Genomic DNA, 22,249 nt, shown 5'->3' with positions numbered 1-22,249 from the left:
ACGCGCCTGTGGCGGAGGGTTGCGGATCAGGGCTGAAGGATCTCCTGGATGCCGGGAACAGGTCCCACTGCCAGGTCTTCGATGACGAGGATGAGGAAACAGTCCGCGAGGGCGGAGGCGTTCCCCTCCGCGGACTCCCCGGCGAGCGTGTCCTCCGGGACGAACTCCGTCTCCCAGGTCCGGGCTGACTGCCATTGATCTGATTCCACCGTCCCCCGGACGCGGATCGGCCACCCCGTCCCCGTGCCCGTGCCCTGCGCGTCGACGATGCGAAGGGCGCCTGCCTGTGGGGAATGGCCGGTTAGACCTTTCATCTTCTCCGCGACGAGCCGCGTTGTCTCGGCGGGTGGGAATTCTTCGCCTACCATGCCGCCACTGTACCTTCTTCGAACTGCGGTCCGGCAGTTTTCCGCAGATGCCGAGTTGTCAGCACGCCGGCTGGACTTCACCGCGATGGAGCGTTATCGAGTTCTCGTGGTAGGCGGTGATGATCCCCTTGATGCCGGTGGACCCGTAGCTGTTGAACTGGACCACAACCCGGAACTGACCTTCGCAGGGGGCCAGGTCACGGAGGATGAACGCTATGGAATTTCCCCCTTGCGGGACAGTAGAGGTGAAGTATGCCAACGTGTTGGCAATATCTTCGTCGACGTGGGCGGACCAGTGCTTGGAATGAATGTGGTTGAAACCCCAGGTGCTACTTCCACACCGAAGCGGTACAAGTGCGTACGGCACGTGAGGCGCGTACCACTTAACAATGTGCCCCGCTGTCTGGCCGTTGCACGCGGTCGGGCTGAGCGCTGCTGGCTGGACCGGCGCCGCTTGCGCGGCGGTGGATACACCTCCGGAAATGATAAGTGCGCCCAATGCGGCGGCGATTTTTGTCGTTGTGCGCATGGTCGGCTTCATGGGGCCTCCGTGATTTCTCTTTGTCATTGTTGTGAGAAATCTATGAAGGCAGTCGAGGTCGAGTCAATTCATTAACGGTGTGGGTGATTCAACGTTTCCGACCTGTGGTTCGGTTTCGGACGTCCCTCCTCTGGGTGTGCTGCATGTGAACGGAACTCAATGATCATAGGTTGTCGGGCTGGCTGCACCAATGGATCAAGATGCATCCGGAATGCACTTGCGTGATGACCTCTTCGCGGCTCTGCAGGTCGAGTATGGCGCACATCTATCGGCGAGACGGGCGACGTCCTGTATGGGGCGTCACTTACATCGGCTAACAACGGCTGACACAACGAGCCGAGTTGGCGGTGGGTGATGAGGCAGCAGGCGAGTTTGAGGAACGCTTCGTGGATGTCGGCTCGCCGCTCCCCTCGGATGCGCAGACGTCGGAAGCCGTGCAGCCACGCAAAACGCCGCTCGCCCACCCAGCGGTAGGTGCCCAGTCCGGTGCCGTGCAGGGTGCCGTGGCGGGCGATCGCGGGCACGATGCCACGTGCGCTGACCTGGTCGCTGTAGATGTCGTGGTCGTAGGTTGGGGCGCAGTCCCGCCGCAGGCTTGAACCGGTTCCGGTGAAGGTCGAGGGCTTGCGTTCGAACGCCGTGCGTCTGGCCGCATTTGGTTGGCTGGCCGAGGACAGGCCGGAGACGTTCAGCGTCCCTGCCAGCCCGAGGCGGCGGCATGACCGTGGTCATCGCCTGGGCGCTGTCGGTGCGCCGTTCGTAGTCTCGGGCCAGGCAGCGCGAGCGCATCAGGCCCGCGAACGTCCGCTCCAGCAGCCTGCGCGCCCGGCCTCGCGGTCGGTGACCGTTGCTGCCGTGACCATCACGTTCAACAGCACCCTGAGCGTGTCCACCATGAAGTGCCGCTTGCGGCGGTGACCTTCTTCGTAGCGTTGGAGCCGCTGGAGCCGTTCCCCGGCTGGGCGTCGCTGCTGTCCGGGGCGGGCTCAGAGATCGCAGCTGCGGAGGCGGCGGGTCGGGCGTGACACGAATGGGTGAATCCAATTGGCATATGCGGAGGCGGGCAATATTTGTGCCTTGGGCAGGGCACGAGTACGCAGTAGGAAACGCGCCGTTCGTTATGTTTGTCGCCGTTGTGTGGTTCGGCGGAGGCGTGGTCCGGTGCGACGGGAGTGTGCCGATGGAAAGGGCTGCCGAGACATGCAGAGGTCGTGCAGGACGGAGCACTGGCAGGTAGCGGCTGGCCTGGAAAGCCGGGAGGAGATCACCGTCTTCGCGACGGTCCGTCACCCCGTCCGGGGGCTCGTCCATTGCCGGGCGGCGGAGTTCCTGGGAGGGGCTCTCCAGCGGGAAGGCTGGTCTGTGCGTTATGAGGACGAATCCCCTCCGCTTCTGTCGAGCTTCCCGGACGGGGCCGGCCATGCTGCGGCAGGAGTCCAGGTGCTGTCCTACTTGCAACGTGACCGGCAGGCGGCAGGGTTGGCAGGGGCGGCTCCTTCTGGTGGGGCCTCGATCGCGTTGCAGAGGGCGCTGGCTTCCTGGCGGGCTGTGATGCGGACTCGCCAGTTCGTGGTCGCGGAAGGTGATCCTTTGTGCTGGGGTGCCGTGCGCGCCCAGGCTCTGCTGGACGGGGCCTTGTCGGCCGGTGGCGGCCAGGTGCGAATTCTGGCCGGCACGATGCCGCACTATTCAGCCGGTGCCGGTGATGAAGGCCACTCCGCGTTGTCGACGGACGAACTCGACCGAGTGGCGGCGGGCACCCGTGTAGTGATCGGGCCGGCTGGCGTGGCCCCAACTGTGCGAGCCTCCCTGGTCCGCCAGGGGCTGCGTGTTATTGATGCGACCTGTCCGCTGGTGACGGCCGCCCAGGCCGAGGTCCGCAGATTCGCCGCGCACGGCGAAAGCGTCCTTCTCATCGGACCTCGGGACAGTGCCGTGCTGCCCGGCATGGTCGGGCAGGCTCCCGACGCGGTCCGGACGGTGCACGATGTCGCCGAAGCAGGAGACATCCGGGTGGAGGCCCCCGGCCGTGTGGCGGTGGTGACCGCGCCGGGGACCCCAGGCGAGCGGAACCGGATGGTCGCCGAGGCGGTGCGGGGCGCACTGGGTCATGTGCTGCCCCAGGACCCGACCACGTACTGCCACGCCGCCAGCGATCGGGAGCACGCCCTGCTCAGACTGGCCGCATCCAGCGATGCCGTCCTGGTCCTGGGACGCCAAAACTCCCCCACTCTGGCCAGCCTGAGGAATTCCGGTGTGCGGGCGTACGGGGCAGCTCGCAGTGCAGAGGTGAGGCCCGCGTGGCTGGCGGGAGCCGCCGCGGTCGGCATCGTCGCGGCCCCTGGAGCCAGCCCCGCTCTCATGGCCGACACGTTGCGGGCATTGACGGGTCTGGGGCCGTCGGCCGTGACCCGACAGGTTACGACCACCCTCGTGGACCGGGGCGACACGGAGAGCGGCTGACCGTCAGCTGGCCCTCTGGGCCCCGGCGTGCCGGTGTGTACCGCATGGGTGGGGCGTGCGGCTGCCCGCGCAATGTGTTCATCACGTGGTGTAGCCGGGGCGGACCGGGACATCCCGAGGTGCTGACGGAGGTTCTGGCGGGTATGTGTTCTGTTCCCCCTAAAGTCGGAAAAGAGAGGGGATGCATCTCTGTGGGTCGATTGCCCAACATGCGGCTGCGAGCTCTCTTACGCGAGGCGAACATGACAGCCGGACATTTGTCCAGGGCCGTCAACCAGGCAGGCGGTGAAGTCGACTTGGCCCTGCATTACGACCGTACGTCCGTCTCGCACTGGCTTTCCGGAACTCGTCCTCCGGAACCGGTGCCTTCCCTGGTGGCCGAGGTCCTCTCTCGCGCGCTGGGACGGCAGGTCACTGCTGCGGACACCGGCCTTCTGAACGGCAACGCTCCGGTCGCCACCCGCCAGTCGGACGACCTCGGCCTGTCCTTGGTGCGGCTGGCTCGCCCGCCCACGAAAGAACTCGCGGATTCCAGCGTCTACACGACCCTCCTTGAACTGGACGCGGCCGAGGGAAACTTCGCTGTACCACTGGCGCCATCGGTACCGCACGCCCGGGAGGCCGAGCCCACCTCGGTGCCAGCCACGGAGTTGATGCTTCCCGTCTTCGCCCGGATCGACATGGCTTTCGGCGGTGGAGCGGCCCGCCAAGCCCTATCCTCCTACTTGGCCGTCGACATCACGCCGCGGTTAGTCCTGAGGATGCCTCCGGGACGCCGCGACCGTTTTCTGCGCACTGCCTCGCGACTCACCTATCTCGCCGGGTACATGCACTTCGACGACAACATGAACGGAATAGGGCAGTCGTATTACCAGACTGCCGTTCGCATGGCGGCCGCGTCAGCGGACCTGCGCACTTATACGACCGTCCTGCGGGCGATGAGCATCCAGGCTCTGCATTTGGGCCATCGGTCTCTGGCCCTGGACATCGCTGAGGCCGCAGCTCGGCACAACACAGACCTCCCGCCGGGGCAAGCCGTACTGCTTACTTCCCAGTGGGCACTCACCCTGGCGGCGAACGGTCAGCGCCGCAAGGCCTTCGCGGAACTGCGCCGGGCTGAACAGACCTTTGCCCGAGGCCCATTGAGCACGGGAACGATCGATGACTTCCACGCCGCCGCCTTCGCACACCAGAGCGCGGAGACATTCGCCTACGCGGGCGAGCCCGCCCGGGCCATCCGGGAACTTACCTCCTCGCTGAGGCAACGGCCTGCGGACGAACGCCGAGCACGTGCCCTGATCAATGCGCGGCTCGGCGGGCTGCAACTCGACCAAGGGCACCTCGAACAGGCATGCGCGGCCTGGCACCTCTTCCTTGATGACCAGGCCCACTTGCGGTCAGGTCGGATCGCCTCCGCGCTGGCTGAGATGCGGTCACGACTGCGGCCCTTCAGGCAGCAACCAGTAGCGCGAGAAGTCCTCAACCGGAGCCACTCATAGGCGTTCGCCAGCGGCGCCCCGCCGGCCGATTCACCGTAATGCCGAGCAGGTCGTCCGGAACGGGAAGGCCACGTCCAGCGGGAGCGCGAATGCGCTGAGGGCGGCGAGGAGATCGTCGTCGGATCCGGCGAGGACGGGTCCGATGTGGAGCTGGCGCTCCCAGGTCTACTTCGCGGTCGGCGGCTCGCCGGAACGGCCCTGCGGCCACTGCCCGGTTCCCGGAAACGCGGGTCGGATCCGCACACCGGCAGTGCGGCCGATACGGGCGGGCCGTTCTCGCCGACCCACCGGCCGAGAACGCCGGCAGGGCAGGAAGGGGCGGGCGAACGGATCCAGGGGCCCCGGAGGGCGCGCCGCTAGAGTCAGTGACGAACGCTGGCGGAGGGGACGTGTTTGAGCCCGGCGAAGCGTCGCTGAGTGGGAGCGAGTGCTTCGGGGTCGATCAATACGTCGACAACACACGGGCCCTGGACCGTTGCGGCTTCCCGCAGGGCGTCGTGCAGAGCCTCCGGGGCGGTGACGCGGAGGCCGCGGGCGCCGAGGGCTTCGGCGTACTGGGCGAAGTCGGTCATGGGGAGCGAGGAGTCGGCGTAAGGCAGGCCGAGAGCTCTCGTTCCCTGTCTGCACATACCGTAACTCGCGTCGTTGAGGACGATCCACACGACGGACGCGTTGTACTGGACCGCGGTGCTGACCTCGTTCTGCATCAGCATGGCCCCGTCTCCCACCAGGGCGACGGCGCGTCTGCCGGTGGCAAGGGCCGCGCCGACCGCTCCGCAGGCGAAGTGCCCCATGGAGCCCAGGTAGAGGTTGCTCACACGCCACTGCCCCGGGCGGGAGAAGCGCAGGTAGCGGTTCCCCCAGGCGAACGCGTTGCCGTTGTCCCCCATCACGAGGTCGCCCCGGTCGACGAACCGGCTCTGGATCTCGTGCAGGAGCCGGCGTGGGTGCACGAGGCGCTCTGTTCGCGGCGGTGGGGCTGAGGGAGTGTGCCCCGGTGCGGGGCCGCCGGTGTGATGCGTATTGGTGGGCGGCGCGCACATGGCGGGCGCCGCTTCCACGAGCGCGTACGCGAAGGCGGCGACGTCAGCCTCTACACGGATGAGCCGGTCGGCAGGGTAGACGTGAGGCAGGTCGTCGGGAGCGAGGTCGACCTGGATGAGCTGGGCTCGGGCGAGATACGCCTCGTCGTAGCAGGAGGCCCCGTCACCAAGCCTGCTGCCCAGCGCGATCACGAAATCCGGGTCGTGGCGCCGCAGTGCGTCGGCGACCTCGGGATCGCCCCCCAGTCCGGTCACGCCCAGGTATCGGGGACCTGCCTCGGGGAAGATGCCCTTGCCGCGGGGAGTGGACATCACCGGCGCGTCGAGACGTTCGGAGAGTTCGGCGACGGCCGCTGCTGCCCGGCGCGCGCCCCAGCCGACCCACAGCGCGCACCGACCGGCGGCCAGCCGGGAGAGGAGCGCCTGGTCAAGAGCCGGTGTGTCCGCCGCGGTGGCACGCGGAGGAGCGGACAGCGGCACGGGAAGGTGACCGCGCTGGGCCGGAACGGTCAGGGCGAGATGGTGCACATAGCCGGTGGACCGGGCGAAGCCTGCCGCGCACGCCTCCCATACGCCGGCCAGAGATTGCGGGCTGTCGAGGATGGTGACTCCCTGGACCGTCTGGTTGGGCGTGTGCAGCGTCTGCGGTGGCAGGGACAGAGGGCTCGTTTCCTGGATGGGGAATCGGCCGACATAGGCAGGATCGGTGTAGCCGCTGATCAGCAGCACCTTCGCGCCCTCGTAACGCGCCGCCATCAAGCCGGTGAGACTGTTGGTCAGACCTGGTCCCGTGGTGACGAACACAGCGACCGGACGGTCGGCGGCGATGCTCGCCTCACATGCCGCGAAGAGGGCGCCTGTCTCGTGTCGGCAGTGATAGGTGGGGACGCCGGAGGCGGAGAGGGCATCCCACATGTAGACGATGCCTCCTCCGGAGACACCGAACGTCTCTTTGACACCCAGTGCCCGGAGCATCATCACCACGCCCTGCGCGAGTGTGGAGGCGGTGCCGTCCGGGGAGGCTGGGCGAAGGTCGGCCGGCCGTGCGGGGGCGGAGGCTTCTGCCTGGTCGGACACGTCAGCCACGGAAGGTCCTATCGTCGCGTTCGGCGTCGCGGTGGCGTGGACTCGTCCGGGGGGCGACTCCCCGGTAGCGCAGGGCGGAGTGCGGCAGAGAACGCAGGACAGGGGCCTGCTGTGCGGCGCCCTCGACGGCGTTGCCGATGAAGGACGGCTGAATGATCAGCATCATCATCACGGCAGCGGTGTCGGCCGCGAAGCCGAGGTCGAGCAGGACAGCGATGCCGAGGCCGCCGATGTTCACTGCCGTCTTCCTCCTCCGGGACAGCTCGGCCTCGACGTCGTAGACCAGCAACTGGTAGGTGCCGACCGGCCATTGGCGGACTCGGACGCACTGCTGGAATGCCAGCACACGTTCGTCCGCGGGTCGCAGCGGCACTCCGAAACCCGGCAGCCGGGGGTTGCGCTCCAGCAGTTCACCCACTGCGGTGGGCAGGCTCACTCCCTCCGCGCCACTCAGCCGGCTGCGCAGATCGAGCAGCATCTGTGCGCAGAGCCGGGAGGTGCCCGGGCCGGCCACACCTGTGGCGGCAAGGACGGACGCGGCGAACCCTGCCGTCGGATTGCCCCAGGACGCCGCGATGCGGCCCGCCTTGAGCGGCCAGATCCGCGGATCCGCGAGAGCGGACGACGCGGCGAGGTCGTCGAGCATCGAGCTCTCCGCGTCCGTCAGCTTGCGGTGCCCGAACACCAGCGACATCAGACTCCAGACGGACGTGGAACCGGCGAGGTCACCGGCGACCGCGTAACCGGCCAAGTGGTTGTCACCCCAGCCGAACCTCCCGATCGCTGTTCTGATCTCATCAACGTTCCTGGCTTCATCAAAGGTCTCAGCCATTGCCTTTGGACTCCGGGACATAGCGGAAGGGTGGCAGGTTGATGGGGTAGCGCAGCATTTCGGTCGCCGAGTGGCGTAGTACCTCAGCGGTGACCGCGGGCAGTTGAGCCATGACGATCGAGGTGATCAATTCCTGCGGATCCCGCAGTCCGCAGCAGAACAGCAGGGCCAGCGCGCCCGCCGTGACGGTCGGAACGAAGGATCTCGGGCCGGGAAGGAGGGTCTTCGCGTCGGCGGGCACGGCCTCCCAAGCGGCTTGGTCGTCCGGTGTGCTGGCGGCGTAGGCCGCGGGCGGCGTGTCCTCGGGACCCCTCAGCCACTCCAGCCACGCCGTGTGCTCGTCGAGCACCCCTTGGGCCGATTCGGCTAGCGTGATCGCCGCGACCGACAGCACCTGAGCCGGTGGGCACGTCGTAATGCGCGCCAGCAGTGCCGCATGCGCGCCCGCGTCGGTCAGCGGGACGGGCATCAGCAACGTCCACGCGGTCTCCATCGCGACGGCCTCCGACTCGGCAGGCAGTTCTCCGCGCCAGGCGAGGAATGCCAGTTCGGAGAAGCGATAGTGCCGCGCGAGGTCGCCGAAGACGCCGTAGCCGTGCATCCGCAGCGGCACGGAGGGATCGACGACATTGCAGGTCAGCCGAGAATCCCAGGAGATGCGTTCGAGAGGCCCGGCCTCCGTGTAGGTACGTCCGTCCGGGCTGTCGGTCGTGCTGCCTTCTGCTGACGTTGTCCCTGGTGAGTCCGACAACACAGCTCAACCATCCTCTCTCCAAGGAGTTCGGGATGCCGGTCGTATCGCGTGAAGCTCCCTCCCGGCGCTCTATTTCTGCCGCGGCGGTGTCCGGAGCCAGGATTCACAAGACCATCAATGCACAGCCTCGGACGGGAGCGCCATGCGTCGCCCGAACCGGAGGCGTTGAATGTTCCGCGGCGTTGAACGTCCACGGCTCTCCTCCCCACCGCCGTTAGCGGGGTGGGGTCGCTCGGCTGGAGGAGGACCGGGTCGTCACAGATCGGCGACGAGAACCTTCGGACGCTTTTCGGACACTGGATGGTGCAGTAGGGCGGGCAGGGCCGCGAGGTCGACGACCTGATGCGCGGTGGCTCCGTAGCCACGGGCCAAGGACAGGTGGTCCAGGCCCGGGATGGTCAGCCCAGGGACCATTTTTCGGCCGGTGAGCTGGGCGTACCAGTCCAGGACGGCGTAGCGATCGTTGCGCAGGACAAGGACGGTCAGCGGGAGCCGAAGAGCGGCGGCGGTCCATAGGGCGGTGATGGAGTACTGGGCCGATCCGTCGCCGATCACGGCGACCACCGGGCGGGTGGGGTCGGCGAGTTGGATGCCGACAGCTGCGGCGAGGCCGAAGCCGAGGCCGCCGTCGGGGCTGGTGTAGTAGCCGCCAGCGCGGCGGATGGTGACACGGTTCCAGAAGGTGTCCAGGGTGGAGGGGGACTCGTTGACGATGACGGTGTCGGGGGACAGGTGGGCCAGGCAGTCAAGGATCTGGTCGGCCCGGTCGGTGGGTGGAGCTGCGGCGGGGCGTCTCGGGACCAGGGGCCGGTGGCCGCCCGGGGCGGCCAGATCGGCCAGGGCGGCGAGGGCGAGGGCCGGATCGGCCAGTACGGCGTCACCTACCGGGGCGCGGGCGGCCTCGTCTGGATCGTCGGTGAGCAGGACCAGTTCACTGCCCGGGGGGATGAGGGGGCCGGGCAGGTCCAAGTAATGGCGGAAAACCGGGGCTCCGACGACCAGGATCAGGTCGTGTTCGGCGAGTGCCTGGCACAGGAGCGGCGCGGCGGGGCGGAGGACGCCCTGATAGTGGGGGTGGTCTTCGGGGAACGGACTGCGCCCTTGGGAAGGCGCAGTCCACACCGGTGTTCGGGTGCGTTCGGCAAGATGGACGGCGCTGGCGCGCCCCGCCTCGGAGTCCAGGCCGGAGCCCAGAACGAGCACGGGTCGTCTGGCCCGGTCGAGGCGGTCGGCCAGGGCGGCAAGGGTGCCAGGGGCGGGAACGGACCGGGCACTGATACGGCGGCCGGTGAGCGGGGCCGGGTCTTCGCCCTCGACATCCCAGTCGTCCGCGGGCAGGGACAAGAACACCGGCCCTTGGGGAGGCTGCATCGCCAGGTGCCGGGCGCGGGCCAGGGCGGCCGGGACGTCCTGCGGGCGAGGCGGTTCGAAGGCCCACTTGACCGCCGGCCGGGGCAGCGTGGTGGCATCGGCGTTGGTGAGCAGCGCTTCCATGGTGACGAGGCGTCGGCTCTGCTGGCCGGCGGTGATGACCAGGGGCGCTCGGCCAGCCTTGGCTGCGAGGATGGCACCCATCGCGTTGCCGAGGCCAGGGCCGCTGTGGAGATTCACCAGTGCCGGCCGACCTGTGGCCAGGGCATGGCCGTGGGCGGCATGGACGGCGACGGCTTCGTGCAGGGTCAGGACGTAGTTGAGGTCGCTGGGGAAGTCCTGCAGGAATCCGAGTTCGGTGGAGCCGGGGTTGCCGAAGATGGTCGTCATCCCCCATTCCCTGAGCATGTGGTGGACGATGTCGCGGATCACAGCCACCTGGTGGCCTCCTGACCGGGCAGCGCCTCGGCACCGGCACGGGCCGTTGGTACGCCGGCGCCCGCTGCCCTGCGGGAGTGGACGGCATCGCGCACGGCGAGAACGTAGAGCAGGTCGAACACGAAGATCGCGGCACACAGGAAGTGGATCAGCGAGGAGTCGCTGTAGGGGCGCCGGTAGAGGGAGAACGCCAGCGAGGCGGGGACCGTACCGAGCAGTTTGGTGACCGCGATTCCCAGGGACTGGCCGGCCAGGGTGCCGCGGTGGTGGAGCATGGTCAGGAACAGTACGGACATGGCCAGGTTCTGACCGAAGGCGGCGTAGGCCCCCCAACGGTCGCCGAGTTCGCTGCTCAGCAGCAGAACACTCAGATAGGTGGACGCCATGGTCAGGGCGAACATCGCGTAGAAGATTCCGCGTTTCAGGGAGGGGAACTGCGCAGGCCCGAACTTGAGGGCCTGGTACACCAGAATCAGGTCGACGCAGAACCAGACGACGGTGACGGGGCGCAGTAGGTGCGGGTAGGGGTGGACGAACGCGAAGATGAACTCCCAGGAGATGTTCGCGCACAGCGCTGCCAGTGGCATGCCGTAGACGCGGTCGCGGACGCCGTGCTGGATGATCTGGACGTAGGTCGCGGTCCAGCCGATTCCGGCGGCGACGACCAGGATTGCGAACACGGTTCACTCCTACGGGCTGGTGTGCTGTCCCTGCGTCGGACGAGCCGACCGGGTTTGTTCGTAGGCCGCGCGCATGCGTTGCTGGGTGAGCCCGCTCAGAGTCAGCAGCAGCGCGAGCGCTGGCAGGCACCACCAGCCGATGCCGATGGCGAGTACGGCGCTAGTGAGCACCAGGCGTTCCAGTACCAGCACCTCATGGCCACGCAGAGCAGTCGCCTGGTCCAGAGCTCCGCGGCGGCGGTACAAGCGCCAAAATCCGACCGCGCCCATGACGGTCGCGGCAGCTACGAGACTGCCGAACAGCAGGTGGTGCCTGGGTCTGGCAAGAAGTTCCACTGCCCACCCGATGGAGAGCGCCACCGAGTAGCTGGCTGCGGCCACAGTGAGAGCGGGCCCAGCGCCATAGCGCACGGGAAAGGTGCGATAGCCGCCGGACCGATCGCCGTCAATGTCGCGCAGAGTGCCAACCAGGTTCGAGGCGGTGTCATGAGACAGGAATGCGAGGGCGAGTGGGATGACGAGCCGCCAGTCCGGGTGGCCTGGCGGGGCGAGCGCTCCAAAGACGAATGCCGCCGCAGTCAGGCAGCCGCGGACCAGGTTTCCGGCCAGCCCTCGCGCTTTCAACGCGCCGCTGTACAGAAAAATCCCCGCACCGATCGCACCAGCGGGCAGGAGTTCGCGCGCGCCCAGCACCACAGCGGTGCCGCTGAAGGCCAATAGCCCCAGTCCTGCGCTGGCGAGCGCGGCCTGCTCAGCGATGCGCCCGGATGGGATGGGGCGGCCTGGCTTGGCGTGGGCGTCCAGTTCACGGTCGAGGAAATCGCCTAGGTAGTGAGCGGCGATCCAGGCGGCGGTCGGTCCCAGCCAGGCACACACCAGGCGGGCAGGAGCGGCATCTCCGGTTAACCAGGCTCCGGACAGCCCGACCAGTCCGGGATACCAGATGGTGTAGAGCCGCCACGTTTGCAGGTGCGCGACGCAGACCTGACGGTAGCGGAACAGGACGGCAGGCTCGATACGAGAACATTGAGAAGTCACGGCGGAGCGGGACATGCTGTGTCTCCCTCGGGGTGGCAGTACCGGACGTGCTGTCGGGCAGCGAGGTAATCCCGGATCAGCGCAACCGAGAACGCCGACAGACGACCTTTCGCAATCGTCCGGTACCCCACGGCCACGAGCCTGCGGCCTGCTCTGTTCTCAGTAGTGGCGGCCGGTCCACCGGGAAGCCTTACACGATGATGGTGGCACTGGACCGAGGAAATCGACCAGCTTTTTTTGTGACCCGCCTGTTGAAAGTTGGTCGCGTGTTGAAAGCCGCTTAGGCGGCGGCGAAAGCAACCAGTAAAGGTCAACCCGCCTCCCAGATGATCGACCAGTGTCATCGCCACGATTTTCCTCGGCACCGTCTGGGATCGATACCGAGCGCACCTCAGTGAACCTATTTTATTATGAACATTCTGACGTCGGGACCCTTCCCCGGGCTGGCTGGAACAACAGGGTTCGCGCAGGAGTGCAACGGGGACGTCACTCGATTCCGGCGATGGGAGACAGTTGAGCGACTGCTCGCCTCCCGGCCGGGAAGTCTGCAACGTCGGCAAGGCGTTGCAGGCACCCGGCGCAATTCTGGCCGGTGTTGGCCCTCTTCGTCGTGGACAGGTCGCGATGGTGAGCCCCTGGCCGAGGTCGCGCGCAACGGCGCGAAAACCGTTGCGGTCGGAGACCGGTCGCAGATTCGGGTGATCGGGGTCGGCGATCTGTTCGGTAGAGGGCACCATCAGGCCGGGCCTTGACGCTCAGGGCCGGGCTACTGGAATGCTGGCTTGCATCTCCCATCTGAGAAGAAGCCGCGATCCGGCGTGGGGATCGGTGGGGGGCGCATGGATACTGAGGACCATGCGCATCGACATTGATCCCGGCCAGGTTGAACGGAACGTCTTCTACAAGCTTCTGACCTCGGTCGTTGTACCCCGGCCGATCGCCTGGGTGTCGACGACGTCGGCGGCGGGCACGGACAATCTGGCCCCGCACAGCTTCTTCACGGTGGCGTGTGTGAGTCCGCCGGTGGTGCAGTTCACGTCGGTGGGGCGGAAGGACTCGGTGCGGAACATCGAGGAGACCGGGCAGTTCGTGGTGAGCCTGGCGCCGGAGCATCTGTTCGAGCAGATCAACGCGACGGCGACGGACTTCCCGCGCGGGACGAGTGAGTTCGACGCGGTGGGGATCGCGCGGGAGCCGAGCCTGAGGGTGAAGCCGCCGCGGGTGGCGGCCTCGCCGGTGGCGCTGGAGTGCGAGCTGCACAGCACGGTCCGGTTGGGGGACTCGACGGTGGTGTTCGGGCGCGTCGTGCACGCGGCCGTCTCGGAGGCGGTGATGGACGACGGGCACCCGGACGTACGGAAACTGCGCCCGCTGTCACGGCTGGGCAAGGACGAGTGGGGGACGCTCGGCGAGATCCTGGAGATCAAGCGGATTCCGCTGGCGGACTGGTCCGGTCCGGGGATGTGACCGCTCCGGCGACCGTCTCGGAGGAGCCCGAGGGCTCGGCGGAATCCGGGTCGGCCGCGCGCGCCGAGCGGGTGCGGCGGGCCACCATGGCCGCCGCCACACCCGTGACGCCCAGGAAACCGAGGGCCAGCAGGAAGACCGGCGAGGTCGGTGAGGCGGCGCGGCTGCCCGCGACCACGTAGGCGGCGGTGTTCGCCGCGCTGCCCGCCGCCGTGGCGGTGAGGAAGGGCAGCAGCCGGATACGGGAGACGGCCGCCGCGTAGTTGGCGGCGGCGAAGGGCACACCGGGGAAGAGCCGCAGCGCGAGTGTGCTGCGGAAGCCGTGCCTGCTGAGCTGCCGGTCGAGCGAGAGCGCGATCCGCCCGCGCAGGAAGGGCCGTACGGCGTCACGGCCGAGCAGCCGCCCGAGCAGAAACGCGAGACCCGCGCCCAGCACGGTCCCTGCTATGGCGGCGGGCAGCCCGGCGTGGATGCCGTACAGGGCCCCGGCGGCGGCGTTGAGCAGCGGTCGCGGGACGAACGCGACGGTGCACACGCCGTACGCGAGCGCGAAGAGGACGACCGCCATCGTGCCCGACGTACGCGGCAGGCCGTGCGTCAGCAGATGCTGCGGCTGCCACGCCAGTACGGCGGCGCCCGCGCCCGCCAACAGCAGGATCAGCAGCGCGAACCGCGCCCACGGGGAGAGCAGCACGCGCGAAAGACGGACGGCCGCCCCGTACGGAGCGGAGACCGGGACTCGCGGGAAGCGGTCGAGCATTCAGGCAGCGTAATCGAGACGGGCGGCAGATGGCGCCTGTCGATGTGCCCCACGGCGGGGGCGGGGCGCCGCGACACGTCTACGGCCGGGGACGGGTGCGTGGCGCACGCCGTACGGGCCGAGGGCGGAGTCCGGCGGAAGACCGTCGAACTCCGCGCGGCCCCCGCGTCACACCGTGTCCGCCACCGTCAACTCCCCGTCGCCCTCCGCCTTCTGGAGCTGCGGGCCGCTGCCGGTGACGACAGGGGAGACGGCGTGGGGCGTGCGGCGGTCGAGGACGCCGGCGGTCACGGCGATGCCGAGTCCGGCGGCGGCGAGGACCGCGCCGACCAGGGCGGGGGAGGTCCAGCCCCAGCCGACCGAGATGGCGACGCCGCCGAGCCAGGCGCCGCCGGCGTTGGCGAGGTTGAACGCGGAGTGGTTGGAGGCGGAGGCCAGGGTCGGGGCCTGGCGGGCCTTGTTCATGACCAGCATCTGGATCGGCGTGGTGGTGAGGAAGCCGACGGCGCCGAGCACGACCACCCCGATCGGGGCGGCGACCTTGGACTCGGCCGCGTAGTGGAAGCCGAAGAGGACGACGGCCAGGGCGCCGAGCGAGAAGTACAGCGTCGGCCGCAGGGCCCGGTCGGTGAGGGGGCCCGCGGCGAGCGTGCCCAGCGTCATGCCGACGCCGAAGAGGGCGAGCAGCCACGTGACGGAGGAGTCGGCGTAGCCGGTGACCTCGGTCATCATCGACGCGAGATAGCTGTAGACGGCGAAGATCCCGGCGAAGCCGAACACGGCGGTGAGCAGGCCGAGCAGCACCTGCGGCTCGCGCAGGGCGCGGAACTCCTGGGCCACTCCCACGTGTTCGTCGGTGGGCAGACGCGGGATCAGCAGCGCGAGCGAGCCCAGCGCGATCAGGCCGATCACGGACACCACGAGGAAGGTCGCGCGCCAGCCGAGACTCTGGCCGAGCGCGGTCGCGGCCGGCACGCCGACGATGTTGGCGATCGTCAGGCCGAGGAACATCGCGGCCACCGCCCGCGCCCTGCGGTCCTCGCTCACCATCCGGGCCGCGACGACGGCGCCGACACCGAAGAAGGCACCGTGCGGCAGGCCCGCCAGGAAGCGGCCCACGAGCAGGGTGCTGTAGCCGGGGGCCACGGCGGAGGCCGCGTTGCCGAGCGTGAAGAGCGCCATCAGCAGCAGGAGCATCCGCTTGCGCGGGACGCGGGAGCCGAGCGCGGTGAGCAGGGGCGCGCCGAGCACGACGCCGAGGGCGTAGGCGGAGACGAGATAGCCCGCGGTGGGCACCGATGTGCCCAGGTCGTCAGCGACGTTGGGCAGCAGGCCCATCATCACGAATTCGGTCGTGCCGATGCCGAAGGCGCTCACCGCCAGAGCGAGTATGGCCAGGGGCATGGAGCAGCATCCTTCTGAAGTGGTCGGGGTTCGGGGTTCGGGGCCCGTGGGCGCCGGGTTCGTACGGGGAGGGTTCGTGCAAGCCGGGTTCGTGCACGCCGGGTTCGTGCGGGCGGACATCATGAGTGCCGCGCTCGGGCTCGCGGCGGTGCCCGGCACCTTCTAAGTTCCTTCGCGGAACAAATTCTCGCACGCGGTTGCTTCGCATACGTCACCACCGGGTGAAGTCGTGTCGACCAGCACGCCACGCCTCCCCGGAAGGCGACGGAAAACCTTTGGACGTACCACCGACCCGGCAGGGATGATCACCGCATGTTCCGGCTCACCTTCCTCGCAGACGCCACCGCAGCAGCGGTCGCGCCGACGAAGGCTGCCCGGAGCGCACGGGACACCTTCTTCGACGGCGCACGACGCTGACCCTCCCCGGACAGTCATCCGGCGGACCCCGCAGGGGGAGGGTCGGTCCGGCTCATGGGGTCCGGCCGCGTCAGACAACTCCGTCAGAGGAAGAGAAGAGACGACGTCCGTCATGTCCAAGCAGAACTACGTGCGCACCAAGCCCCACCTCAACATCGGCACCATGGGTCACGTCGACCACGGCAAGACCACCCTCACCGCCGCCATCACCAAGGTCCTGGCCGACCGCGGGACCGGCACCTTCGTGCCGTTCGACCGGATCGACCGGGCCCCGGAGGAGGCGGCCCGCGGGATCACCATCACCATCGCGCACGTCGAGTACGAGACCGACACCCGGCACTACGCGCACGTGGACATGCCGGGGCACGCCGACTACGTGAAGAACATGATCACCGGCGCCGCGCAGCTCGACGGCGCGATCCTGGTCGTCTCCGCGCTCGACGGCGTGATGCCGCAGACCGCGGAACACGTCCTGCTCGCCAAGCAGGTCGGTGTCCGGCACATCGTCGTCGCGCTGAACAAGGCGGACGCGGGGGACCCGGAGCTGGCCGACCTGGTCGAACTGGAGGTGCGCGAACTGCTCACCGCCCACGGGTACCCGGGCGACACGCTGCCCGTCGTGCGCGTCTCCGGGCTGCGCGCGCTCGACGGCGACCCGCGGTGGACCGCCGCGATCGAGGCGCTGCTCGACGCGGTCGACACGCACGTGCCGGTCCCGGTGCGCTACACCGAGGCGCCGTTCCTGCTGTCGGTGGAGAACGTGCTCACCATCACCGGGCGCGGCACCGTCGTGACGGGCGCGGTCGAGCGAGGGACCGTACGGCCGGGCGACCGCGTCGAGGTGTACGGCGAGGGGCACGGCGACGGGCCGCTGGTGAGTGTGGTGACCGGTCTGGAGACCTTCGGCAAGCCGATGGAGTCCGCGCAGGCGGGTGACAACGTGGCGCTGCTGCTGCGCGGTGTGCAGCGCGCCCAGGTGCGGCGCGGCGACATCGTCGCGGCGCCGGACAGCGTGGCCACCCACACGCGGTTCACGGCGACGGTCTTCATGGTGCCCGCGGCCGAGGGCGGCCGGCACACGCCGGTCTCCACCGGCTACCGGCCGCAGTTCTACATCCGCACCGCGGACGTGGTCGGCGACGTCGACTTCGGCGGGCCGGGCGGCATGGCGCTGCCCGGCGACACCGCCGACATCAGCGTCGAGCTGGGCCGTCCGCTCCCGCTGGAGCCGGGTCTCGGCTTCGCGATCCGCGAGGGCGGGCGCACGGTCGGCGCGGGCACGGTCACCGCCGTGGGCTGAGCCGCCCACCCGGCGACCCCGCCCAACAGGGCCCGGCCACAAGAGGGCTCGGCCCATCGCGGCCCGGCCGCGACAGAACCCGGCCCCGTCGACCCCCGAACAACCGGGGGACGGCGGGGCCGGGCCGTGGGGGGGGGGGCGCGCCCGCGCCGGGGCGGGGGGCGCCCGCCCCCCGGCCGCGGCGCCCCGGGCGCCGGGCGGGGGGGCGCGGGCCGCGCGGGCCCCCGCCCCCCCCCGGCCGCCCGCCGCAGGGGGGCGCGCCCCAGCGCGCCCCGCCCCCCCCCCCCCCCGCCCCCGCCCCCCCCCCCCCCCGGGGGGGGGGGGGGGGGGGGGGGGGGGGGGGGCCCCCCCCCCCGCGCCGGTACGGATCACGCCCGCCCCCCGCCCGCTCAGCCCCGATCCCACGACGGCGGCCATCGGCCCGCACGGACACCCGCACCCCCCATACGGAAACCGCCCGCCTGGGACAATGACCCCGTGAGCCACACCCCGGAGGACCCGCCAACCGCCCCAGACGAGGCCCCCGCCCCAGACGAGGCCCCCGCCCCCGACGAGGCCCCCGCCCCGGACGAGGCCCCCGCCCCCGAAGCGGTCCCCGTGATCCGCCCCGTGGACTTCGGGGAAGCCCGGCTGATGCCGGACGTGGACCGGCCACGGGGCTGGCTGTTGACGGTGGACGGGGCACCGCAGTCGTATGTGGACCTGGACGATCCGGAGTGCCTGGAGTTCGAGTACGTGCGGCGGATCGCGTACGCGCTGGAGGCCGGGAGCGCGCCGGGGGAGCCGGTGGCGGCCGTGCATCTCGGGGGCGGCGGGATGACGGTGCCGCGGTGGCTGGCGTGGGCGCGGCCGGGGTCGCGGCAGGACGTCGTCGAGGCCGACCGGCGGCTGGCCGCGCTGGTCGCCGAGCATCTGCCGCTGGCCGACCCCGCGTCGGTGACGGTGCACACGGCGGACGCGCGCGCGTGGCTGGCCACGGCGGCCGAGGCGAGCGCGGACGCGGTCGTGGCGGACGTCTTCGGCGGCGCGCGCGTGCCCGCGCACCTGACGTCAGTGGAGTTCGTACGCGCCGCGCGCCGCGTCCTGCGCCCCGGCGGCGTCTACGTCGCGAACGTCGCCGACGCGGCCCCCTTCGCCTTCCTGCGGTCCCAACTGGCCACGGTCCGCGCCGTGTTCCCCGCCCCTGCCGAGATCTGCCTGCTCGCCGAGCCGGGCGTGCTGCGCGGCCGTCGCTTCGGCAACGCGGTGCTCGTGGCCAGCGCCGCGCCGCTCCCGGTGGACGCGCTCGCCCGGCTGTGCGCCGCCGACGCCTTCCCCGCCCGCGTGGTGCACGGCGCCGCGCTCGACCGTTTCATCGGCCGCGCCCGCCCGGTCTACGACACGTCGGCCGCGCCCTCGCCGACCCCGCCGGACGGCGCCTTCACCGTCGGCTGAGCGGGAGCGGCGTCCGCGTGCGCCACGGTGCTGCCCGCCACCACCCCGTGCCCGCCGCCCGTACGCCGTTCCAGCCGTCGTACGTCCGGCAGCGTCAGCACGGCGCCCGTCAGCAGCACGACCACCGCGGAGCAGCCCCACAGCGCCTGCGTACGGCCGAAGAGGCTGGCGGCGGGGCCGGCGAGGGCCAGGGCGATCGGTGTCACGGCCACGGAGCCGAACCAGTCGTACGCCGACACGCGTGACATCTTGTCCTCGGCGATCTCCTGGTGCAGCGCGAGCATCCAGCCGACCGCGAAGACCTCGATGGCCACGCCCGTGATGAACATGGCGAGCGCCAGGATCCACAGCGGGGAGGCGAGGGCGAGCGTGGCGCTCGGCAGGGCCAGGGGGAAGACGCCGAGGGTGCCCGCGAGCAGCATGCGGCGCGGTTTCCAGCGCATCATCAGCAGGCCGCCGCCGACCGTGCCGACACCGAAGGCGGCCATGGCCAGGCCCCACGGTCCCGCGCCGCCGAGATGGTCGCGGGCGACCAGCGGCCCGTACACCGCCTCGGCCGCGCCCACCACCGCGTTGACCACGGCGAACTGCACGACGATGCCCCACAGCCAGGAGCGGGAGACGAACTCCCGCCAGCCCTCGCGCAGATCGCTGACGATGCCGGACGCCCGCGCCGGGCGGTCGCCCGCGGCGACGTGCAGCCGGGAGCGCATGGCGGCAGCGGTGGCGAAGCCCAGCGCGTCGATCGCCAGCACCCAGCCGGGCCCGAACGCGGCGACGAGCGCGCCGCCGACGGCCGCGCCGCCGATGGTCGCGCCGTTCATCGACATCCGGAAGACGGCGAAGGCCTTGCCCGCGTGCGCGGACTCGACCGTGGAGAGCACCATGCCCTCGGAGGCGGGGGAGAAGAAGGCGTGCGCGCCGCCGCCGACCGCGGTCAGCAGCGCCATCTGCCACAGCGCGGCGTGCCCGGCCAGGACGAGCACCGCGAAGGCGGCCTGCGAGAGCGCGTTGACGAGGTTGGCCGTCACCATCACCCGCTGACGCGGGATACGGTCCGCGACCGCGCCGCCGATCAGCAGGAAGACCACCATGGCCAGGGTCCTGGCGGCGGCCACCAGACCGACGCCGGTGGCGCTGCCGCCGGACTCGATGACGGCGTAGGCGGCGGCGATGAGCGCGCCGGAGTTGCCGAGGTTGGTGATGAACGAGGCGGTGACCAGCAGTTGGAAATTGCGCCCGGCCCAGGACGGGAGGCGGCTCCTGGGATCCCGAGAACGCGGACCGGGCGGGCGGGCGTCGGAGGGGCCGCCGCTGCGGGCCGTGTCGTTCGAGGTCACCCGGGGGACTATGCCCGCAGTCCGTTTCCTCTCGCAAACGGATTCCGGCCGGTCCGGGAGCGGCGGCCACCCGCCGCTCCCCGCTCGCTCGCTCCCCGCCGCTCCTTGCTACTTCTTCAGCGGCCGGATCGTGCTCTTGATCTTGTCGATCACCGAATCCGAGAGCTGGTCGGGCACCCCGCGGTCGGCGTAGAGCACCCACACCACGAGCTTCTTGGCGGCGTCCGTCTGCGTCGGGTCGCTCCAAGCGACGGTGTACGCGGCGCCGTCCGCCGAGCACTTGCTGCTCTTCGGGATGTTGGCGGCGGTGGCCGACGCCTGCCAGCCCGAGATGCCGTGCGCGTTGTGGAACGCCTTGCTGTTCTGCACCTTGGAGAAGGTGCCCTTGCCGTTGTCCTGGTAGGCCCAGTACGCCCACGACACGGCCTGCACCTCGGCGGCGTTGCGCACGCTCTTCGCCCCGTTGGCGCCCTTGGTGCCCACGGCGGCGCGGTCGGCGCTGCTGTTGCCGTTCTTGCACCAGTCCTTCTTGTAGTACGCGGGCGCGCTCATCGCGACGGCCGGGTCGCCGTTCTTGTCCTCGAAGCCGATCGTCATGCCCTCGCTGTCGACCGACCAGTCCGGCGGTACGTCGAAGGCGACATTGCGCTCGCTGCGGATGACGACCTTCCAGCCCGGAATGACCGGCTTGACGTCGAGCGCCGCCGGGTCGCCGCGCGGCGAGTCGCCCGTGTCGGCGTTGCCGCCCGTGGCGGTGGAGGTGGGCGCGGTGGTGGACGGCGTGCCCGTGGGCGACTGCGGCGCCGACGCGGTCGGACTCCCGTCCTTCGCGTCCGTCTTCTTCTTGTCGTCACCGGTGAGGTAGACCGCGCCGACGACGACCGCGGCGATCACCGCGACAGCGGCGGTGATCGCGATGCCGACCGTCAGCCCCTTGCGGTCGCGCTGCGGCGGCTGGCCACCAGGGCCGCCGGGACCGCCGGGACCGCCGGGCACGGGCGGCCCCCAGTTCTGCGGAGTCGGGTAGCCGCCGGGCGGCTGCTGTCCGTAGCCGGGCTGGCTGTACGGGGACGGGGTGCCGTAACCGGGCTGCCCGTACGGCTGGGTGGGCGCCGCGGACTGGTTCGGCGGCGCGGCCTGGCCAGGTCCCGAGGGCGGCTGGCCGTAGGGCGGGGCCGACGGATGCTCCGGCGGCTTCTGGAAGTTCGGCGGACCGGACTGGGCGGGCTGGTTCGGTTGCTGCTGGTAGCCCGGCTGAGCGTACGGCGAGGGCGTGTCGTAAGGCGTCGGCCGGCCGTACGGCCCCGGCGGATTCGGCGGGGGGGCGCCCTGCGGGTTCTGCTCTCCCCCGTTGTGCTGTTCTCCTGGCCACATGGCTGGAAACACTAGGGGAGTGGGCCCGACGGTTCCACGCCGGATACCGCTACTGACTGGTAACATCGCGCCATGTCCGAGACCTTGCCTTCCATTGGCGACATGATGGCGGCCACTGTGCCGATGGCCCGCACCCTCAACCTCGAGTACATCGAGACCACGGCGGAGCGCGCCGTCGTGCTGCTGCCCGACCAGCCCGACTTCCACAACCACGTCGGCGGTCCGCACGCGGGCGCGATGTTCACCCTCGCCGAGTCCGCGAGCGGCGCGATCGTGCTCGCCGCCTTCGGCGACCAGCTCGGCCGGGCCGTGCCGCTCGCCGTCCGCGCCGAGATCGCCTACAGCAAGCTGGCGATGGGCCCGGTGACGGCCACCGCCGAACTGGGGCGGCCCGCCGCCGACGTGGTCGCCGAACTGGACGCGGGGGAGCGCCCCGAGTTCCCCGTCGAGATCTCCATCAGCAGGGAGGACGGCGCCGAGACCGCGCACATGACGGTGGTGTGGACGCTCCGGCCGAACCGGTGAACCGGGCACTTCACGCCGGTCGCGGAGCGCCGCCCCGGACGGCCCGCCGATCGGCTTGTTTGACTCGCTCTTGACCGGACTTTCGCGGCGATCGGTCCGTTAGGCTTCGGCGGTG

The 22,249-nt window shown here is 70.1% G+C and carries 18 protein-coding genes and 1 pseudogene; 6 read left to right on the top strand and 13 right to left on the bottom strand.

The genetic code is table 11. The annotated features are described in order from the left end of the window. Positions 1-26 precede the first annotated feature (26 nt). The 3 genes and pseudogenes from ACIOC1_RS13310 to ACIOC1_RS13300 all read right to left on the bottom strand — a co-directional run. Positions 27-368 (bottom strand): hypothetical protein, encoded by a 342-nt coding sequence (locus tag ACIOC1_RS13310; protein WP_401853951.1) that lies wholly within the window; start codon positions 366-368, stop codon positions 27-29. Between the two features lie 58 nt (positions 369-426). Continuing rightward, the gene (locus ACIOC1_RS13305; RefSeq protein WP_401853949.1) at positions 427-909 is read right to left on the bottom strand and encodes a hypothetical protein; all 483 of its coding nucleotides are present in this window, start codon (positions 907-909) and stop codon (positions 427-429) included. A gap of 353 nt (positions 910-1,262) precedes the next feature. Continuing rightward, positions 1,263-1,445 (bottom strand): annotated as a pseudogene (locus tag ACIOC1_RS13300) (transposase); the annotation flags it as partial. Between the two features lie 904 nt (positions 1,446-2,349). Between ACIOC1_RS13300 and ACIOC1_RS13295 the strand changes: the two are divergent. Both ACIOC1_RS13295 and ACIOC1_RS13290 read left to right on the top strand, forming a co-directional pair. Then, complete coding sequence (locus ACIOC1_RS13295) at positions 2,350-3,372, top strand: hypothetical protein (RefSeq protein ID WP_401853947.1); 1,023 nt, start codon at positions 2,350-2,352, stop codon at positions 3,370-3,372. Between the two features lie 209 nt (positions 3,373-3,581). Further along, the gene (locus ACIOC1_RS13290; protein ID WP_401853945.1) at positions 3,582-4,871 is read left to right on the top strand and encodes a tol-pal system YbgF family protein; all 1,290 of its coding nucleotides are present in this window, start codon (positions 3,582-3,584) and stop codon (positions 4,869-4,871) included. Positions 4,872-5,233: 362 nt separating this feature from the next. Here ACIOC1_RS13290 and ACIOC1_RS13285 read toward each other — a convergent pair whose 3' ends face one another. The 6 genes from ACIOC1_RS13285 to ACIOC1_RS13260 all read right to left on the bottom strand — a co-directional run bounded on the left by ACIOC1_RS13285 (position 5,234) and on the right by ACIOC1_RS13260 (position 12,128). Then, entirely contained in the window at positions 5,234-7,000 is a 1,767-nt protein-coding gene (locus ACIOC1_RS13285; RefSeq protein ID WP_401853943.1) for a thiamine pyrophosphate-binding protein, read from the bottom strand. Continuing rightward, entirely contained in the window at positions 6,993-7,832 is an 840-nt protein-coding gene (locus ACIOC1_RS13280) for a hypothetical protein (RefSeq protein WP_401853941.1), read from the bottom strand. Before ACIOC1_RS13280 ends, ACIOC1_RS13285 begins: the two co-directional genes overlap by 8 nt. Next, complete coding sequence (locus ACIOC1_RS13275) at positions 7,825-8,586, bottom strand: hypothetical protein (protein WP_401853939.1); 762 nt, start codon at positions 8,584-8,586, stop codon at positions 7,825-7,827. Before ACIOC1_RS13275 ends, ACIOC1_RS13280 begins: the two co-directional genes overlap by 8 nt. A 255-nt stretch (positions 8,587-8,841) precedes the next feature. Beyond that, positions 8,842-10,395 (bottom strand): benzoylformate decarboxylase, encoded by a 1,554-nt coding sequence (gene mdlC, locus ACIOC1_RS13270; protein ID WP_401853937.1) that lies wholly within the window; start codon positions 10,393-10,395, stop codon positions 8,842-8,844. Next, positions 10,386-11,075 carry a hypothetical protein gene (locus ACIOC1_RS13265; protein ID WP_401853935.1) on the bottom strand — a complete coding sequence of 230 codons (690 nt, stop codon included), beginning with the start codon at positions 11,073-11,075 and terminating at the stop codon, positions 10,386-10,388. Before ACIOC1_RS13265 ends, mdlC begins: the two co-directional genes overlap by 10 nt. 9 nt (positions 11,076-11,084) lie before the next feature. Further along, a complete protein-coding gene (locus ACIOC1_RS13260) occupies positions 11,085-12,128 on the bottom strand; it encodes a UbiA family prenyltransferase (RefSeq protein ID WP_401853932.1) in 1,044 nt (347 codons plus the stop codon). Between the two features lie 840 nt (positions 12,129-12,968). Here ACIOC1_RS13260 and ACIOC1_RS13255 point away from each other — a divergent pair. Then, entirely contained in the window at positions 12,969-13,580 is a 612-nt protein-coding gene (locus ACIOC1_RS13255; protein ID WP_355350251.1) for a flavin reductase family protein, read from the top strand. Here the strand turns inward: ACIOC1_RS13255 and ACIOC1_RS13250 are convergent. Then, complete coding sequence (locus ACIOC1_RS13250; RefSeq protein WP_401853930.1) at positions 13,537-14,340, bottom strand: TVP38/TMEM64 family protein; 804 nt, start codon at positions 14,338-14,340, stop codon at positions 13,537-13,539. The genes ACIOC1_RS13255 and ACIOC1_RS13250 overlap by 44 nt on opposite strands. Positions 14,341-14,508: 168 nt before the next feature. Continuing rightward, positions 14,509-15,744 carry an MFS transporter gene (locus tag ACIOC1_RS13245; protein WP_401853928.1) on the bottom strand — a complete coding sequence of 412 codons (1,236 nt, stop codon included), beginning with the start codon at positions 15,742-15,744 and terminating at the stop codon, positions 14,509-14,511. A gap of 529 nt (positions 15,745-16,273) precedes the next feature. Between ACIOC1_RS13245 and tuf the strand changes: the two genes are divergently transcribed. Both tuf and ACIOC1_RS13235 read left to right on the top strand, forming a co-directional pair. After that, positions 16,274-17,461, top strand: coding sequence for an elongation factor Tu (tuf, locus tag ACIOC1_RS13240; RefSeq protein ID WP_355350244.1), 1,188 nt, complete (start codon positions 16,274-16,276; stop codon positions 17,459-17,461). Positions 17,462-18,094: 633 nt separating this feature from the next. Continuing rightward, positions 18,095-18,895 (top strand): spermidine synthase, encoded by an 801-nt coding sequence (locus ACIOC1_RS13235; protein WP_401854281.1) that lies wholly within the window; start codon positions 18,095-18,097, stop codon positions 18,893-18,895. Here the strand turns inward: ACIOC1_RS13235 and ACIOC1_RS13230 are convergent. Then, entirely contained in the window at positions 18,835-20,235 is a 1,401-nt protein-coding gene (locus ACIOC1_RS13230) for an MFS transporter (protein WP_401853926.1), read from the bottom strand. The genes ACIOC1_RS13235 and ACIOC1_RS13230 overlap by 61 nt on opposite strands. Before the next feature lie 108 nt (positions 20,236-20,343). After that, on the bottom strand, positions 20,344-21,609 hold the full coding sequence (locus ACIOC1_RS13225) for a hypothetical protein (RefSeq protein ID WP_401311087.1): 1,266 nt from the start codon (positions 21,607-21,609) through the stop codon (positions 20,344-20,346). Positions 21,610-21,681: 72 nt separating this feature from the next. On the opposite strand from ACIOC1_RS13225, the gene ACIOC1_RS13220 reads away from it, so the two are divergent. Beyond that, positions 21,682-22,134 carry a DUF4442 domain-containing protein gene (locus ACIOC1_RS13220; protein WP_355341307.1) on the top strand — a complete coding sequence of 151 codons (453 nt, stop codon included), beginning with the start codon at positions 21,682-21,684 and terminating at the stop codon, positions 22,132-22,134. Positions 22,135-22,249: the final 115 nt, after the last annotated feature.

Origin of the sequence: Streptomyces sp. NPDC088197 (assembly GCF_044741185.1) — a bacterium.
Taxonomy (GTDB): domain Bacteria; phylum Actinomycetota; class Actinomycetes; order Streptomycetales; family Streptomycetaceae; genus Actinacidiphila.
This window is presented reverse-complemented; position numbering and strand designations above follow the sequence as displayed.

Coding starts and splice junctions, on each gene's coding strand:
- ACIOC1_RS13250 (WP_401853930.1), bottom strand. CDS start 14,340: ATGCTCGACCGCTTCCCGCGAGTCCCGGTCTCCGCTCCGTACGGGGCG.
- ACIOC1_RS13225 (WP_401311087.1), bottom strand. CDS start 21,609: ATGTGGCCAGGAGAACAGCACAACGGGGGAGAGCAGAACCCGCAGGGC.
- ACIOC1_RS13245 (WP_401853928.1), bottom strand. CDS start 15,744: ATGCCCCTGGCCATACTCGCTCTGGCGGTGAGCGCCTTCGGCATCGGC.
- ACIOC1_RS13290 (WP_401853945.1), top strand. CDS start 3,582: ATGCGGCTGCGAGCTCTCTTACGCGAGGCGAACATGACAGCCGGACAT.
- tuf (WP_355350244.1), top strand. CDS start 16,274: ATGTCCAAGCAGAACTACGTGCGCACCAAGCCCCACCTCAACATCGGC.
- ACIOC1_RS13235 (WP_401854281.1), top strand. CDS start 18,095: ATGCCGGACGTGGACCGGCCACGGGGCTGGCTGTTGACGGTGGACGGG.
- ACIOC1_RS13220 (WP_355341307.1), top strand. CDS start 21,682: ATGTCCGAGACCTTGCCTTCCATTGGCGACATGATGGCGGCCACTGTG.
- ACIOC1_RS13305 (WP_401853949.1), bottom strand. CDS start 909: ATGAAGCCGACCATGCGCACAACGACAAAAATCGCCGCCGCATTGGGC.
- ACIOC1_RS13260 (WP_401853932.1), bottom strand. CDS start 12,128: ATGTCCCGCTCCGCCGTGACTTCTCAATGTTCTCGTATCGAGCCTGCC.
- ACIOC1_RS13255 (WP_355350251.1), top strand. CDS start 12,969: ATGCGCATCGACATTGATCCCGGCCAGGTTGAACGGAACGTCTTCTAC.
- ACIOC1_RS13280 (WP_401853941.1), bottom strand. CDS start 7,832: ATGGCTGAGACCTTTGATGAAGCCAGGAACGTTGATGAGATCAGAACA.
- ACIOC1_RS13310 (WP_401853951.1), bottom strand. CDS start 368: ATGGTAGGCGAAGAATTCCCACCCGCCGAGACAACGCGGCTCGTCGCG.